The sequence below is a fragment of the Streptomyces sp. NBC_00080 genome, from assembly GCF_045041255.1.
GTDB lineage: Bacteria > Actinomycetota > Actinomycetes > Streptomycetales > Streptomycetaceae > Streptomyces > Streptomyces coriariae.
Genome location: NZ_CP108235.1, coordinates 1,612,613 through 1,627,843 on the forward strand (window position 1 = coordinate 1,612,613; position 15,231 = coordinate 1,627,843).

15 protein-coding genes are annotated in these 15,231 nt (G+C 70.6%); 1 reads left to right on the plus strand and 14 read right to left on the minus strand.

Going from position 1 to position 15,231, the window contains the following annotated elements:
- Nucleotides 1-7: 7 nt before the first annotated feature.
- The 4 genes from OHU34_RS07130 to OHU34_RS07145 all read right to left on the minus strand — a co-directional run bounded on the left by OHU34_RS07130 (nucleotide 8) and on the right by OHU34_RS07145 (nucleotide 5,664).
- Complete coding sequence (locus tag OHU34_RS07130; RefSeq protein ID WP_230194052.1) at nucleotides 8-1,726, minus strand: thiamine pyrophosphate-dependent enzyme; 1,719 nt, start codon at nucleotides 1,724-1,726, stop codon at nucleotides 8-10.
- Between the two features lie 13 nt (nucleotides 1,727-1,739).
- On the minus strand, nucleotides 1,740-2,600 hold the full coding sequence (locus OHU34_RS07135) for an amidohydrolase (RefSeq protein ID WP_054241279.1): 861 nt from the start codon (nucleotides 2,598-2,600) through the stop codon (nucleotides 1,740-1,742).
- A gap of 366 nt (nucleotides 2,601-2,966) precedes the next feature.
- On the minus strand, nucleotides 2,967-4,178 hold the full coding sequence (gene lhgO, locus OHU34_RS07140; RefSeq protein ID WP_142267177.1) for an L-2-hydroxyglutarate oxidase: 1,212 nt from the start codon (nucleotides 4,176-4,178) through the stop codon (nucleotides 2,967-2,969).
- A gap of 37 nt (nucleotides 4,179-4,215) precedes the next feature.
- Nucleotides 4,216-5,664, minus strand: coding sequence for an aldehyde dehydrogenase (locus tag OHU34_RS07145; RefSeq protein ID WP_142267176.1), 1,449 nt, complete (start codon nucleotides 5,662-5,664; stop codon nucleotides 4,216-4,218).
- 190 nt (nucleotides 5,665-5,854) lie between these two features.
- Between OHU34_RS07145 and OHU34_RS07150 the strand changes: the two genes are divergently transcribed.
- On the plus strand, nucleotides 5,855-6,142 hold the full coding sequence (locus OHU34_RS07150; protein ID WP_142267175.1) for a putative quinol monooxygenase: 288 nt from the start codon (nucleotides 5,855-5,857) through the stop codon (nucleotides 6,140-6,142).
- Between the two features lie 80 nt (nucleotides 6,143-6,222).
- On the opposite strand, the gene OHU34_RS07155 is transcribed toward OHU34_RS07150, so the two are convergent.
- The 10 genes from OHU34_RS07155 to OHU34_RS07200 all read right to left on the minus strand — a co-directional run bounded on the left by OHU34_RS07155 (nucleotide 6,223) and on the right by OHU34_RS07200 (nucleotide 15,231).
- Nucleotides 6,223-7,251 carry a methionine synthase II (cobalamin-independent)-like protein gene (locus OHU34_RS07155; RefSeq protein ID WP_405765415.1) on the minus strand — a complete coding sequence of 343 codons (1,029 nt, stop codon included), beginning with the start codon at nucleotides 7,249-7,251 and terminating at the stop codon, nucleotides 6,223-6,225.
- Nucleotides 7,252-7,254: 3 nt separating this feature from the next.
- Nucleotides 7,255-7,731 carry a heme-binding protein gene (locus OHU34_RS07160; RefSeq protein ID WP_142267173.1) on the minus strand — a complete coding sequence of 159 codons (477 nt, stop codon included), beginning with the start codon at nucleotides 7,729-7,731 and terminating at the stop codon, nucleotides 7,255-7,257.
- Complete coding sequence (locus OHU34_RS07165) at nucleotides 7,728-8,513, minus strand: alpha/beta fold hydrolase (RefSeq protein ID WP_142267172.1); 786 nt, start codon at nucleotides 8,511-8,513, stop codon at nucleotides 7,728-7,730. Before OHU34_RS07165 ends, OHU34_RS07160 begins: the two co-directional genes overlap by 4 nt.
- 26 nt (nucleotides 8,514-8,539) lie before the next feature.
- A complete protein-coding gene (locus OHU34_RS07170) occupies nucleotides 8,540-8,911 on the minus strand; it encodes a VOC family protein (RefSeq protein ID WP_142267171.1) in 372 nt (123 codons plus the stop codon).
- Nucleotides 8,908-9,714 carry a fumarylacetoacetate hydrolase family protein gene (locus OHU34_RS07175; RefSeq protein WP_230194055.1) on the minus strand — a complete coding sequence of 269 codons (807 nt, stop codon included), beginning with the start codon at nucleotides 9,712-9,714 and terminating at the stop codon, nucleotides 8,908-8,910. Before OHU34_RS07175 ends, OHU34_RS07170 begins: the two co-directional genes overlap by 4 nt.
- Nucleotides 9,711-11,159 (minus strand): NAD-dependent succinate-semialdehyde dehydrogenase, encoded by a 1,449-nt coding sequence (locus OHU34_RS07180; RefSeq protein WP_405765419.1) that lies wholly within the window; start codon nucleotides 11,157-11,159, stop codon nucleotides 9,711-9,713. The genes OHU34_RS07175 and OHU34_RS07180 overlap by 4 nt, the downstream gene beginning before the upstream one ends.
- Before the next feature lie 46 nt (nucleotides 11,160-11,205).
- Entirely contained in the window at nucleotides 11,206-12,126 is a 921-nt protein-coding gene (locus OHU34_RS07185) for a VOC family protein (RefSeq protein WP_142267168.1), read from the minus strand.
- A gap of 103 nt (nucleotides 12,127-12,229) precedes the next feature.
- Nucleotides 12,230-13,144: a LysR family transcriptional regulator gene (locus OHU34_RS07190; protein ID WP_142267167.1), complete on the minus strand. Its 915-nt coding sequence runs from the start codon at nucleotides 13,142-13,144 to the stop codon at nucleotides 12,230-12,232.
- Between the two features lie 102 nt (nucleotides 13,145-13,246).
- Entirely contained in the window at nucleotides 13,247-14,200 is a 954-nt protein-coding gene (locus OHU34_RS07195; RefSeq protein ID WP_142267166.1) for a sugar ABC transporter substrate-binding protein, read from the minus strand.
- Between the two features lie 41 nt (nucleotides 14,201-14,241).
- On the minus strand, nucleotides 14,242-15,231 hold the full coding sequence (locus OHU34_RS07200) for an ABC transporter permease (protein ID WP_405765424.1): 990 nt from the start codon (nucleotides 15,229-15,231) through the stop codon (nucleotides 14,242-14,244).

Below are 15,231 nucleotides of genomic sequence, written 5' to 3' on the forward strand. Positions count from 1 at the left end.
TCCTGGTTCAGCGGGTGACGAGGACGTCGACGACGGCGGTGGTGCCCTCCGCCACGGCCTTGAGGGCGCGCTCGAGGGCGGGCCCCAGCGCCTGCGAGGTGTCGACGGTCTCGGTGTGCATGCCGAACGGCTCGGCGAACTGGGCCAGTCGGGGCAGGCGGTGCAGGTCGGTGCCGAGCCATTCACCGGTCTCGGCGGCCGCTCCGTCGGGATAGAACCTGCGGTGGTTGAGGTTCATCGACTTGTAGACGCGGTTGTTGAACACCACGATGAGCAGCGGGAGTTCGTACGCCTTGCTCGCGTCGTACGACGGGACGAGCGGGTTGTAGGCGAACGCGCCGTCGCCGATGGTGAGGACCACCGGCCGTTCCCCGGCGGCGAGTTTGACGCCGAGCGCGACCGCGATGCCCTGGCCGAGGCCGCCCTGCACATAGAAGTACGAGTCGGGGGCGGCCGTGCGCAGGTGCCGCTTGACGACGCGGCTGTGGGTGATGGTCTCGTCGACGACGATGCCGTCCGCGCCGTCGAGCAGCTCGCGCAGCGTGGCGGCGACCAGCACCGGGTCGACGCCCTCGGTCGGCCGCTGCGCCTTGGCCCTGGTCTCGGCGTCGGTGACGGCGGCCCGCTCGGCGGCGTGCCGCTCGTCCTGCGCGGTGCGCCGTACGGCGACGGCGGCCTCGTCGAGATCCTTCGCCCGCTTGGCGAGCTGGCGCAGCGTGTTGGCGACGTTGCCCTCCAAGTACGCGTCGGCGAAAAGGACTTGGTAGACGACGTGCGGACGCTGGGGCACCTCGTCGATGACGACGACCTGTGCCTTCGAGGGGCGGCGCGACGGCGGGTAGAACGGGGCACGGCAGTTGACGAGGAGGATGAGGTCCGCCTCGTCCATCCACGGGCCGATGTCGCTGCCGGCGTGCAGCGGGTGGGTGCGCGGGAAGTTGCCGCACACCGCGGAGTCCGGTTCGACGACCGGGATGTTCCAGGCCTCGGCGAAGGCGACGAGCGCCTCGAAGCCGCCCGCCTCCCGGCCGGCGGTCTCGGTGACGATGACCGGGTTCCTCGCCTCGCGGATCAGCCGGGCGACCGGGTCGACCTCCTCGGGCGAGCTGTGGGTGGAGCCCGGCGGCACGATGGGCTTGGCCTCGCGGCCGTCCCAGTCCTCCAGCAGGATCTCCAGCGGGACGTTCAGGTACGCCGGGCCGGCCGGGGCCCGCCAGGCCAGCTCGGCCGCCCGCGTGACCATGGTGGGCAGGGTGTGGACGCTGGCGGCCTCGGTGGACCACTTGGTGAACGGGGTCGCGACGCCGTGCGGGCCGCCCACGATGGACAGGTTCCGGTACCACTGGCCGCCCGGGTCCTGCCCGGGGCCGTCCCCGTAGGTGGTCGACTCCGAGGAGCTGACCACCATCGGGACACCGGCGAGCAGCGCCCCGTGGACGGCCATCGAGCCCTGGAGCAGGCCGGGGGCCGCGTGCAGCAGCACGCCTTGCGGCCGGCGGCTGACCAGGCCGTAGCCGGTGGCCATGCCCACGGCGACGGTCTCGTGGGTCAGGTCCAGGTACCGCGGGCAGGGCAGTCCGTCCCGGTGGCGCCGGGCGAGGGACTCCCATACCGGGGCCCACTCGGACCCGGACGAGCAGAACAGGTAGTCGGCGCCGACGGCGTTGAAGGCGGTGACGAGAGCGTCTCCGCCGTCGGCGTCCGGTGCGGTGGTGGTGTCGGTCATCTCGCGTGCTTCCTCAGCCCTCGATCGGCCAGTTCAGGACCTCGGAGATACCGCGGCCCATGATCCACTCCAGCTCCTCGGGCGTGAAGTCCCAGTGCTTGGTGAACTGCTCGATGGTGTCGGTGTAGGTGATGCCGTGGCCCAGCAGGCGGGTGATGTCGGTGCCGTAGAAGCAGCGCTGCGGGCCCATCTTGTCGACCATCTCGCGCACGTACTTCTGGATGTTGTTGTTCGGGAACGGCTGCGTCGAGTAGCCGGGCAGCGCGGACACCTTGACGTAGATGTTCGGGTGGGCCGCGAGGTCCGCGGTCTCCGCGACCCAGTATCCGATCGCGTCGTCGACGCAGCGCGCCATGATGCCCATGTGGTCGATGATGATCTTCAGCTCGGGGTGCTTGGCGGCGATCTCGCCGAGCTCACGCTTCCAGATCGGGGCGTGCACCATGGTGGGGATGCCGAGCTCCGCGGCGACGGGCCAGTACCAGTCGTTGGTGCCGTCGATCATCCAGTTGCGGTCCTGCGGCCGGTGGAAGGTGAGTCGCGTGCCCTTGATGTGCGGGTTCTGCGCGAAGTCCTTCAGCATGGCCTTGCCCTCTTCGGGCTTGTTCTGCGGGATGCGGGCCATGATGCCGAAGCGGTCCGGGTGCGCCTCACAGGCTTCCAGGGCGTAGTCGATGCGGTCGCCCTCCCAGGACGGCGGCAGGATCAGCGCGCGGTTCACGCCGGCCTCGTCCATCAGCTCGAGGGCCTCCTCGTAGGAGAAGGGGTCCTCGCGGTGGCCGTTGAGGCGGATCCGCTCCCGGGCGCCCGGGACCCAGGGGCGGTCCGGGGTCTCTTCCAGCCAGATGTGGATCTGCGTGTCGACGACGAACATGTCCCGTACTTCTTTCTCTCGGTAGGGCACGTGGTGAGGCGTTGCGGAGGGAACGCTAGGGGGCCGCAACGGCCTTGCGGAGCCTCTGGGAGCGCAAGCTGTTGTTGCGTGAAAGTGCGCTGTTCGCAGGGCACTTTCAGGTTGCGCAAGCGGTCGCCGAAAGCGGTTTCCGTGCCTGCTGCTCACCAGGCTTCTCGGCCGGTTGCGCAACAGGTTCCTCCGCCTGGTGCGGCGGCCTGTTGCGCAACCGGTTTCCCAGCCTGTTTCTCGGCCTGCGTCGGCGGCCCGTTGCGGAACCGGTTTCCCGGCCTGCTTCTCAGCCTGCGTCGGCGGCCTGTTTCTCAGCCTGCGTCGGCGGCCTGTTTCTCAGCTGTTGTCGGAAGCGCGGTCGAAAACGGCTTCGACGATGTGCTCGGCGATCGCCATGGAAGCGGTCGCGGCCGGCGAGGGCGCGTTGCGGACGGCGGTGACCCGGCCCACTCGATGGATACGGAAGTCGTCCACCAGGGTGCCGTCCCGGTCCAGGGCCTGGGCGCGCACACCCGCGCCACCGCGTACGACGTCCTGGACGCCGACCGCGGGAACGTACAGCTTGGCGTCCTTCATGAAGGACGCCGCCGAGAACGACCCGCGGTACTCCTTGACGCCGGTGCGCCAGTGTTGGGCCGCCATCTTCCAGACGCCGGGGTAGGCGGCGAGGCCGAGCAGGTCCCTCGGGGAGATCCGGGTGCGGGTGTACCCCTCCCTGGCCAGGGCCAGGACCGCGTTGGGACCGACCTCCACCGAGCCGTCGACGCGGGGCGTGAAGTGGACGCCGAGGAACGGGTAACGGGGGTCCGGCACCGGGTAGATCAGGCCCCGCACCAGGTCCGTCTTCTCCGGCCTGAGCAGCATGTACTCGCCCCGGAACGGGACGATCCGCGGCTCCCGCCGGTCCTGCGCGAGGCCGGCCACGGTGTCGGAGTGCAGGCCCGCGCACAGGATCAGCCGGTCCACCCGCTCGCGCCGCGGCCCTGAAGCCACCTCGATGCCGCCGGGCACCTCGGTGAGGGAGGTGACCGGGAAGCCCGTCCGCACCTCTCCCCCGGAGCCGGCCACGTCCTCGGCGAAGGCACGGGCGATCGCCGGGTAGTCGGTGATCGCGGTGCGCGGGGAGTACAGGGCCGCGACACCGCCGGCGTTCGGCTCGATCTCCCGGATCTCCTCGCGGGAGACCTTCCGCAGCTCGGGCACATGGTTGTTCCTGGCCCGGTCGTACAGGGCGTTCATCCGGCCGAGCTCGTCCTCGCGGACCGCCACGACCAGTTTGCCGATCTCGCGGTACGGCAGCTCGCGGTCCTCGCAGTACGCGCGGAGCAGGGCCACTCCCCGTACCGTCAGCTCGGCCTTGAGACTGCCGGGCGTGTAGTAGATGCCCGCGTGCACGACGCCCGAGTTGTGGCCGGTCTGGTGGAGCGCGACCTCCCGCTCCTTCTCGAAGACCACGACCCGGGTGCCGGGCCTGCTCAGGGCGATCTCGCGGGCCGTGGCCAGACCCACGATCCCGGCGCCGACGATGCCGATCGTCTCGTCCGCCATCGGCACCTCCTCTCTCTGTAGTCGCTGCTCACGATCGTCAGCCGCCGAAGTGCACGGCGACCGTCTTGACCCGCGTGGAGAAGCGCAGGACTTCCTCTCCCTGCTCCTTGTAGGCCGTGCCCGAGTCGTGGAACCCGCCGAAAGGCAGGTGGACGTCCCAGCCGGTGGTGGTGGTATTGACCGCGACCTGTCCGCACTCGGCCTCGTCGGCGAAGCGGTGGGCGCAGGCCAGGTCGCGGGTGAAGACGGCGGCGGCGAGGCCGAAGCCGGAGTCGTTGACCGCCTCGACGGCCGCGTCGAAGCCGTCGACCGCGCGCAGGACGAGGACCGGCCCGAAGACCTCCTCGCGCCAGATCGCCGTCTCCGGGGTGACGTCCGCGAGCACGGTCGGCTGCACGTGGCAGCCGTGGGCCCGCTCGCCGTCGGTGTCCGCGTGGCCGCCGGTGAGGACGGTGGCTCCCTGCTCGACCGCACCGGCCAGATGGGCGAGGACGCTGTCGCGCTGCCTGGGGCTGGACAGCGGGCACAGGGTGGTCGCCGGGTCGCTGCCCGGGCCGACCTTCAGCTCCTCGACCTCGGCGACCAGCAGCCGGGTGAACTCCTCGTACACCGGCCGCTCGACGACGACCCGGCTGGTGGCGGTGCAGCGCTGGCCCGCCTGCCCGAACGAAGCCGCCACGACGGCCTTCGCGGCGGCGGGCAGATCGGCGTCCTTCAGCACCACCGAGGCATTCTTGCCGCCCAACTCGCCCTGGAAACGCACGTTGCGGTCGGCGAGACGGCGACGGATGCGGTTCCCGACGGCATTGGAGCCGGTGAAGGTGATGCCGACGATCCGCGGGTCGTCGAGGAGAGCCTCCTCGATCTCCGCGGTCCGGCCGGTCACCACATTCAGCACCCCCGCGGGCAGGCCGGCGTCGTGCAGGGCGCGGGCGAAGTGCAGGCCGGAGACGGGCGTCTCGGTGGCCGGCTTGAACACGGCCGCGTTGCCGGTCGCGAGCAGCGGGGCGAGCTTGCGGGCGGGCGTGATCAGCGGGTCGTTCCAGGGGCTGATCACCAGGATCACGCCGATCGGCTCGCGCTGGGTGTGGGTGCGGTGGTTCGGCCGTACGTCGTGCAGGAGGGTGCCGTAGCCCTGGCGGGCGAGACCGGCGTAGTACTCCAGGAAGTCGGCGGACTTGAGGGTCTCGACGGTCGCCTCGGTCAGGGTCTTGCCGTTCTCCGCCGTCACGTCGGCGGCGATCTCCTCTACCCGTTCGCGGATCAGCCGGGCCGCGTCGGTGAAGATCCTGGCCCGCTCGAAGGGGCTGGTGCGCTTCCAGAGCGCAAACCCGCGCTCGGCGTGGTCGAAGGCACGGGTGACGTCCTTGGCCGTGAGGGCCGGAACACGGGCGACGGGGGTCCGGACGTCGGCGGGGTCGAGGACGTCGATCCATTCGGCGCTCGCCACCCACTCCCCGCCCACGAGGGTTTCCAGGGTACGCATCTCGGGTCACTTCCTTTGTCGGCCAGGGTGCGGACTGTGACAACACACCACGTCAGGGCGGTGCCGCCAGCTCTGTGGCAGCAGGCATTGATTGCGCCGCGCGCGGGTGGTCGCGGGTCCGATCCATGCTGGAATCGGCAGGCCGGAGGCCTGACAGCGGTCTCCGCCGACCCACCGAGGAGAACCGGACATGTCCTACGCCGTCGTCGCCCACTACCGCTGCGCCCCCGCCGACGAGGGCGCCGTGCGCGCCGCGCTCCTCCGGGTGCGCGAGCACACCCGTGCCGAGCCGGCGAACCAGGGGTACGAGGTGCACGCGGTCGAGGGGCAGCCCGGCGGGTTCCTGCTGTACGAGCGGTACGCCGACCGGGCCGGGTTCGAGGCGCACAAGGCGGCCGAGCACTTCCAGAAGCTGATCGTGGCCACCGTGTGGCCGCTGCTGACGGACCGGACGGTCACCTTCGCCGAGGCGCTGTAGGGCGAGGCGCTGCAGCGCGAGCCCCTGTACGGCCCGGGCCGGGCAACTCCCTTGGGTCGCCCGGCCCTTGTCCGCCGCTGTCAGAACTCGTTGCCCCACACGTAGCGGGCGACCGTCTCCACCAGCACGAGTTTCCTGCGCTGCTCCTCCGTGGTCAGCAGCGGCCGGCTCGCCACGTCGGCGAAGCCCCGGGACGGCGACACCGCCGCGTCCTCGAGGTCCTTGAACTCACCGGCGGCGTCGATGCGGGCCATCACCGTGTCGATGTCCTCGAGTGCGGGCACGGTCGCGTCGACCACGCCCAGGCAGACGTCCCGGTCCTCCGGCAGCGCCCTGACGAGGTCCAGCTCGGCGTCGGTGCCCTGGTCGAAGGGCAGGATCCAGCGGTCGGCCGGTACCGCGCCGTACAGCCGTTCGGCGCGCGCCCGGTCCACGGCCCCGGGGGCGGCGTAGCCGGGGGCGACCCCGATCCGTACGCCCTCGGGGCGCGTCTCCAGGCGTACGGCGAGGGCCTCGACGGCGAGAGCGTCCTCGAAGGACAGTGCGCCCGGGTCGGCCGGGTCCGTCGCCAACTGGCCCAGCAGGAGCGGGTTGTTGAGCTGGATCAGGCGTACGCCCCTGGCCACCAGCAGTTCGATCTCGGCCTGGACGATCTCCGCGAGGGCCTCGCCCAGTTCGCGTGCGGAGGACACCCCGAGGCCGGGGCGGTAGGTGGTCGCGGCGAGGTAGGCCGGGGAGGGCAGCGACACCTTCGGCGCGATCACCGTCAGCGCGGTGAGCCGGTCGGCCGCGTCGGCGAGCAGCGGGCCGTTCGCCTTGGGCAGGGACTCGGCGACCCAGCCGGCCAGTCCGTCCGCACCGACCTCGTCGGTACGGCGGAAACCGGTCACGGCGTCGAGGACGGCGCCGCGGAAGTCCTCGCGGGGGAAGTCGCCGTCGGTGACGACGGTCGAACGGAGCCGGCGCTGGAAGACGACCGCTTCCTCGACCGCCCTTCGTTCGGCGGCCGCCCGTGCCTGCGGGTCACCGTCCGCGCGGGCGGCGACCAGCTCGGTGGGACGCACCAGGCTGCCGTGGTGGTCGATGCGGTAGTTGAACGTGTCCGCCATGGGTCACGCGTCCTTTCCGGGCCCGGCCGGGCCGCCCGCGACGCCCCAGGCGGCGAACTCCAGCTCGTAGCCGAGGGAGGCGAGCACCTCGTCGGCGATGGTCTGGTCCTCGTCCGCGGTGCCGCCGGCGATACCGAGGCCGCCGATGATCTCGCCGTCCTTCTTGATGGTGACGCTGCCCTCGGCGGCCATGATCGGCATTGCCGCGCCCGGCAGTTGGGAGAGCTGGGCGAAGAAGACGGGCTGGCTCTCCTGCCACTTCTTCAGCATCGGGCCGGGCCGCTGCATGACGGCCGCGGTGTACGCCTTGGCGCGGGCGATGTCCGGGGTGAGGGGGCGGGCCCCGTCCGGGCGGCGGATGGCGACGGGGAAGCCGCCGGCGTCCACGACGGCGACGCTCACCGCCTTGCCCACGGCCCGGGCCCGCTGGGTGGCGGCCTCGATGATCTCCTCGGCGGCGGCCAGGGTCAGGCTGCTCATACGGCTTCCTTCGGTGCGATGAGGGTGCGGCGCAGACGGGCCACGGCCTCGTTGTAGGCCCGGGGCGTCTCCCAGTACATGGAGTGCGGGGCACCCGGGACGATCTCCAGGTGCGATCCGGCGAGCAGTTCGTGGGCGCGGGTCACGGTCTTGACGCTCAGCACGGCGTCCTTCTCGCCCGCGAGGAAGGCGACCTTGACGCCCGAGGCCTCGATCTCCTCCAGGGAGGGGCCGTTGGTGTCGAGGTTGCGCAGGTCCTGCATCCTGGCGACGTTGAAGGTGCCCATCTGCTGGAACAGGAAGGTGAGGTCGGCGCGGTCCCGCTGGAAGGGCTTGGTCAACAGCCTGTCGATGACCGGGAGTTTGACCGCCTCGGCGCGGTCGGCGGCGGCCAGCTCCTTGAGCTCCGGGTGGCTGATGCCACCGAGGGAGTGGCCGAGGACGACGCAGGAGACGCGTTCGGGGCGCAGCAGGCCGGCGCGCAGGGCGGCGACGGAGCCGATGGACTGGCCGACCAGCATGACGTCGGTCAGGTCCTCCTGGTCGAGGACGGCGACGACGTCACCGGGGAAGTCCTGGCCGTCGAACTCGGGCATGGACGAGTCGGATCCACCGAAGCCGCGCAGGTCGACGGTGACCACGGTGAACTCGTCGCGCAGCGCGGCGACCTGCTGCCACCAGGCGGCGTGGTGGCCGCCGCTGCCGTGCACGAACAGGATCGCCGGACCGCTGCCGTGGCGTTCGTAGTAGAGGGAGGTGCCGTCGGAGTCGGCGAGAGGCATGGGAGGGAACTCCTCAGCGTGGGCGGTCAGCGGGGGCGCTTGGCGTGGTACACGAGTTCGATCATGGTGTGGTCGGGGTCGTGGATGTAGCAGAACTTCGACTGGTTCTCGGGGCGCTCGATGGTCCGGGTGTGCCGGATGCCCAGCTCGTCGAGGTGGGCGAGGAAGTCGTCCCAGTCGTCGACCTCGACGGCGAAGTGATAGGGCGCCATGCGCTCCATCTCCTCGACGGGGGTGAAGTGGAGGTCGAAGTTGCCGCGGGTCATGAGGACGACCCGGGTGTTGGACTTCGGCATGATCCGCTTCATGCCGAAGACCTTCGTGTACCACTCGGCGGTGCGGTCGGAGTCGGTGGTGGGGAAGTTGACGTGGTGGATGTAGCGGGGTTCCGCGCTCATGACTGATGGTTCCCTTCGAGGTGAACGGGGTTGGACAGCACACCGATGCCGCTGATCTCGACCTCCACGGTGTCCCCGGGCTCGATCCCGCAGGTCGACTCGGCGCCCATCCACAGCACGTCCCCGGGCCGCATGGTGATGTGCCGGGTGATCTCGACGATGAAGTCGAAGGGGTCGAAGACCATGTCGCCGGTGGGGAACGAGGCCCGCTCCACGCCGTCGACCCGCAAAGTGGTCGTCTGTGCCAGGGCGTCGACGTCGGTCTCGATCCACGGCCCCATCGGCTTGAAGGTGTCACTGTTCTTGCTGCGCCAGAAGGTGCGGTCCTGGTGCTGCCAGGTGCGGGCGCTGACGTCGTTGCCGATGGTCCAGCCGAAGACCGCCGCGCGGGCCTCCTCGTAGGAGGCGTGCCGGATCGTGCGGCCGATGACGGCGACGAGTTCGGGCTCGGCCTCGAACCGCCCCTCGACCTCCGCGGGCTTCACGATCGGTGAACGGTGCCCGGTGAGCGCGCTGTTGGCGCGGTAGCCGACCTCCGGGCGGTCCGGCAGGACGGCGGCCGGATTGCCGAGCCTGGCCGCGTGCTCGATGTGCCGGGGGTAGTTCAGTCCGACCGCGTAGAACACGGGCGGGACGACGGGCGGCAGCCAGTGGGCCGTGTCGCGCCGGACGGTCCCGACGACTTCGGGATCCGGCCGACCGGCGTCGCCTTCCAGGGGGGAGCCGGACAGCAGCTCGACGTCCGTCTCCCCCACCCGGCCCCACCGCGCCCGTCCGTCGACCGAGAGTCGCGCGTACCTCATGGCGCCAGCTGGTGGTGGACGCGCTTGGTGACCAGGTAGGCGTCCAGTGCCTCGGGCCCGCCCTCCCGGCCGTATCCGCTGTCCTTGACGCCGCCGGAGGGCGCCTCGTGGACGGAGCCGCCGCAGTGGTTGAGGGAGAGGATCCCGGCCTCCAGCTCGGCGGACAGCTTCTCCGCGGTCGCGGCGGAGTCGGTGAAGCCGTAGGCGGCGAGGCCGTACGGCAGCGCGTTCGCGACGGCGAGGGCCTCGTCGAGGTCGCCGAACGGCACGATCGGCGCGATCGGCCCGAACGGCTCCTCGTGCAGCAGTTCCGCGTCCTCGGGTACGTCGGTCAGGACGGTCGGCGCGAAGAAGTATCCGGGCCGGTCGGGCCGCTCGCCGCCGGTGAGGACCTTGGCGCCGCGCGCGACGGCGTCGGCGATGAGCCGCTCCAGGGACCTCAGCCGGCGTTCGTTGGCCAGCGGGCCCATGGTGGTGCCGGGCTCGAGACCGTCACCGACGACCACCGCCTCGGCGGCCTTCACGAACTCGGCGGTGAACTCCGCCACGAGGCTCTCGTGGACGAGGAAGCGGCTCGGTGAGGTGCAGACCTGGCCGGCGTTGACGAACTTCGCCCGGGCGGCCTTGCGGGCGGCCCGCACCGGGTCGGCGTCCGCGCAGACGATCACCGGGGCATGGCCGCCGAGTTCCATGAGCGACGGCTTCATGACCTGGCCGGCCTGCGCGGCCAGCAGCCTTCCGACCGGCACCGAGCCGGTGAAGGCGACCAGCCGGACCAGCGGGGAGGCGATCAGGTGGGCGGAGACCTCGGCGGGTTCGCCGAAGACGAGGTTCAGCACGCCGGCCGGGAGCCCCGCGTCGGTGAAACAGCGCACCAGTTCCATGGCGGTCGCCGGGGTCTCCTCGGAGGCCTTGATGACGATCGAGCAGCCGGCGGCGAGCGCGGCGGAGATCTTGCGCATCGGGCCGCCCGCCGGGAAGTTCCACGGCACGAAGGCGGCGACCGGACCGATCGGCTCACGGCGGACGGTCAGTACCGTGCCGGGCTCGGCCGGGATGATCCGGCCGTAGGCGCGGCGGGCGTCGTCGGCGTGCCAGCGCAGGGTGCCGGCCACCCGGCGGGCCTCGCCGGTCGCCTCCGCGAGCGGCTTGCCCTGCTCCAGGGTCATGATCCGCCCGACCTCGGCGGCGCGCTCGGTGAGCAGGCCGGCGGCGGTGTGCAGGATGTCGGTGCGCTCGGCCACGGGCGTCGCGCGCCACACCTTGAAGCCGGCCGCGGCGGCTTCGAGCGCGCGGTTCAGGTCGGCGGGGTCGGCCAGGGGTACTTCCCCGATCACCTCCTCGGTGGCCGGGTTCACGATCGGGGCGGTACGTCCGGTGCCGCCCTGGCACCACTCGCCCGCGATGTGGAGGCGGACGGCGGGGTAGCCGTGGTCGGTGGTCATGGGTGGGTGCCCTCTCAGGCTGGAGAGTCGATGAGGCTGAAGCGGCTCAGGAGGCGGTGGTGGCGTCCTGGTCGCGGTTCGTGCGCAGCGCCCAGATGTGATGCGGCGGGGTGGTCTCGTGGACGCGGGTCTCGTAGGTGTCGTCGACGCGGTCCATGTCGGCGGCGTACTCGACGCGGCCCCCGCACGGGGCGTGCAGGAAGCGGAAGACGTTCGAGCCGACGGTGTGGCGGCCGAGCCGGCGGGCCTCCCGCCAGCCCTTCTCGATCATGTGGTTGCCGCCTTCGACGACGTCGTCGAAGCCGGGCACCTCGTAGGCGATGTGGTTGACGCCGATCCGGTCCGGGCGGTGGCACAGGAGCATGGTGTGCTGGTCGTCGTCGCCCGGGGCCTGCATGAAGACGCCCATCGGCTCCACGATGTCGGTCGGCCGGAAGCCGAGGACGTCGGTGTAGAAGGCGACGGCCTCGTCCTTGCCCGCCTTGGCGATGTTCAGCGCCACATGGCACATGCGCAGCGGGTACGCGCGCGTGAGCGGCTCCAGTGCGGTGTTCCACCGGTGGACGCCGCCCGTCACGTTGGCGGGACGCGCGGCGACGGTGACCGGCCTCGGCCGGGCGAGGGTGAGGCCCACGCCGAAGCCGCTGAGGTCGACGGTGTGGAAGACGCCGTCGGCGCTCTCGCGCACCGCGCGCCGGCGGCCGGCGGCCGCGGCCAGGCGGGTGAGTTCCTCCCGGGTGTCGACGCCCCAGACGACCTCGCGCAGGGTGGGTCCGTCCTCCACCGGCGGGGGCAGCAGGGGGCTCGGGGCGGTGTCGAGGTGAAGGGTCTGCCCGGTGCGGGTCTCGAACACGGCGTGTTCTTCGGTCCGCTCCACCAGGAACAGGCCGAAGTCCTCGAAGAACCGGACGCATTCGTCGAGGTCGTCGATGCCGTAGGTGACCGATTCGATTCTCTGGATTCCCATGGATTCCTCGTTTCCGGGTCGCCTGGTGAGCGTAGGTTTGGGGTGGCTGGGGCCTCAATGGCCCCGGCTCGACCAAATGCGCAACTCTTGGTTGCGCCTGCCGTCAGGGCTGCCGGATCGCGGGAATCGGGTTCTGCGAGAACCATTCGGAGAGAAAGTCCAGGAACACGCTGATCTTGCGCGGGGTGTCCTGTCCGGGGCCGTAGATGGCGTACAGCGGGCGGTCGGGTACGGCGAGTTCCGGCAGCAGCACCTTCAGGGCACCGGAGACGAGGTCGTCGTAGGCCGGGCGCTGCGGGAGCAGGGCGATGCCCCGGCCGTGCACGGCGGCCTTCTGGAGGGCCAGGTAGGAGTTGGACGAGAAGGCGATGTTGCGGATCTTGTGCAGGGTGCTGGCGTGGCCGTGGCCGATGCGCCAGACCGGGTCGTTGACGTGCACCAGGCAGTCGTGGCCCGCGATGTCGTTGGGATGCGCGAGACCGCCCTGGCGTTCGATGTAGTCCGCCGAGCCGCACAGCACGAACGGCAGGGAGGAGATCTTCTTCAGGCGGACGCTGGAATCGCGGAGGTCGCGGGTGTGGAAGGCGACGTCGAATCCGCTGTCCAGGAAATCGTAGGTGCGGTCGGACATGCCGCCGAGTTCGAAACGGACCTGAATCTTCGGATGGGCCGCGGAAAAGGCGGCGATCGCGTCACCCAGGTCCAGGCTGCCTATCCATTTCGGACAGATGATGCTGAGGGTGCCTTCGGCGCGGTCGTGCGAGTCGGCGAGTGCCGCGTCCTGGGCGTCGATCTCTTCGAGGATGCGGGCGGCGAATTCCGCGTACCTCAGCCCCGGCTCGGTGAGGCTCACCGAGCGGGCGGTGCGGTTGACCAGGCGGACCCCCACCTGACGTTCCAGCTCGGCCACGTGCCGTGACACCAGTGACCCGGAGGAGCCCAGTTTCTTGGCGGCTCCGTTGAAGCTTCCGGCCTGAGCGACAGTGACGAAACTGTGCATCAGCAGCAAGCGGTCCATGTTTCCTCCGATTGCGGCTCCCGCCCGCGGCGTCGAGAACGGGAGCATTCCTGCGGCTCGGGACAACCGGGCGCCGGCAGGCACCGCTTCCCGGTGGGGCCCTCACTTCGGGCAGTACTGGGGTGCCTCGCTCAGGTTGTCCTCGGTGACCAACAGAAGAGGAATGTTGGCAATCTTGTCAACCTTTTCCTTGCCGAGGAGCCCGACGGCGTTCTTCACGGCCGTCTCGCCGATCGTCTTCGCCGAGTTCGCGACGGTGGCCGAGAACTCGCCGCTCTTGACGGCGGTCAGGCCCTCGTCGGTCCCGTTCACGGTGACGATCTTGACGTCCTTCGCACCGGCGGCGTCGAACGCCTTGCGCACGGCGAAGGCCATCTCCTCGTTGGCGACGAACGCGTAGTCCAGGTCGGGATTGGCCTGGATCATGTTCTCCGCCACGTCCTGGGCCTTCGCGGGATTGAACATGCCCGGCTGGTTGGCGACGACTTTCGCCGTGGCCGGAAGGGCACCCTTGAAACCGCCCACCAGCAGGTCCGAGGCCGCGCCCGGGGCCCCGGCCACGATGCCGACCTGGACCGGCTTCGTGCCCGCGTCCTGGGCGATCCAGCCCGCGTCGAGGCTGCCGACCTTCTTGAGGTCGACGACGGCCGCGCCGAGGATGTCGTCGGCGTCGCTGGTGGACACCGAGGTCAGATAGATCGGTATGCCCGAGGCCTTCGCCTTGGCGATGTCGCCCTTGAGCGCGTCGACGTTGACCGTCTGCACGATCAGCGCGCTCACGTTGCGGGAGATCATGTCCTCGATGTTGGACAGCTCGGTCCCGGCGTTCTGGTGGGAGTTGGCCGTGTAGACCTTCGCTCCCGCGGTCTTCGCCTGGCCCTCGACGGCTTTCTGCAGACAGCTGTGGAAGTTGGTGTCGCCACCGTTGACGAAGCCGAGGGAGACGCTGTCGGTACTGGCACTGCCGCTGTCGCCGTTGCCGCAGCCGGTCAGTACCAGGGTGGAGCCGGTGACGGTGGCGAACAGTGCCCTGCGCGAACGGGCGGAGAGTCTCATGGGAAACGCCTTTCAGGACGAGGCATGAACGAGCGGGAAGGTCAGTGACGCGGCGAGCCCGAGCGGGCCTTGTGCATCTCGTTGGCGATGGCCGCGACGAGCAGCACGGCGCCGACGGAGACCGGCTGGTAGTTGCTGGAGAAGTCCAGGAGGTTCAGTGCGTTGGCCACCACGCCGAGCAGCACCAGGCCCAGAGCGGTGCCGATGACGGTGCCGTGTCCGCCGGCCAGCGAGGTGCCGCCGATGACCACCGCGGCGACCACGGCCAGCTGGAGCGAGAGGCCGGCGGTGCCGCCGGGGCTGGAGGAGCCGAGGCGGGACAGCAGCATCAGGCCGGCGAGTCCGGAGAGGGTGCCGGTGAGGCCGTACAGGGTGAGCTTGCGGGCGGTGACGTTGATGCCGCTGAGGCGGGCCACGTGCTCGTTGCCGCCGATGGCGAAGGCGTCCCGGCCGAACACCGTGAACCGCATGACGAGCGCCGTCGCGATCAGCACCAGGACGGCGACGATCAGCAGATACGGCACCCCGAGCACCTTGTCGTTGCCGAGGGCGAACATCCGGGTGCCGATGGAGATGGTGGAGCCGTCGTGGACCAGGAGCGCGACGCCGTCGAGCAGGGTGGCCGAGGCGAGCGTCACGACGAACGGCGCCACGTTGGTGAAGGTCACCACCAGCCCGTTGACGAGTCCGATGGCGGTGCCGAGCAGCAGCGCGACGACGACGGCGTACCCGGTGGGCTGGCCGTCGGCGAGCAGTTTCGCCGACACGGCGGCCGTGACGGCGACATTGCTGCCCATGGAGAAGTCCATGCCGCCCGCGGTCATCAACAGGGTGAGCCCCGCGGCGAGTACGGCGTTGACGCTGACCTGGCCGAGGATGTTGACGATGTTGCGGTCGGTGGCGAAGGTCTCGCTCTGCGCGGCGGTGAACACCACGACCAGGACGAGTACGGCGATCAGGCCGGCGTGCGGCAGATCGCGCACCTTGCCCACGGAGAGACGGGACTTGGGCGCCTCGGGCGGGTCGGACAC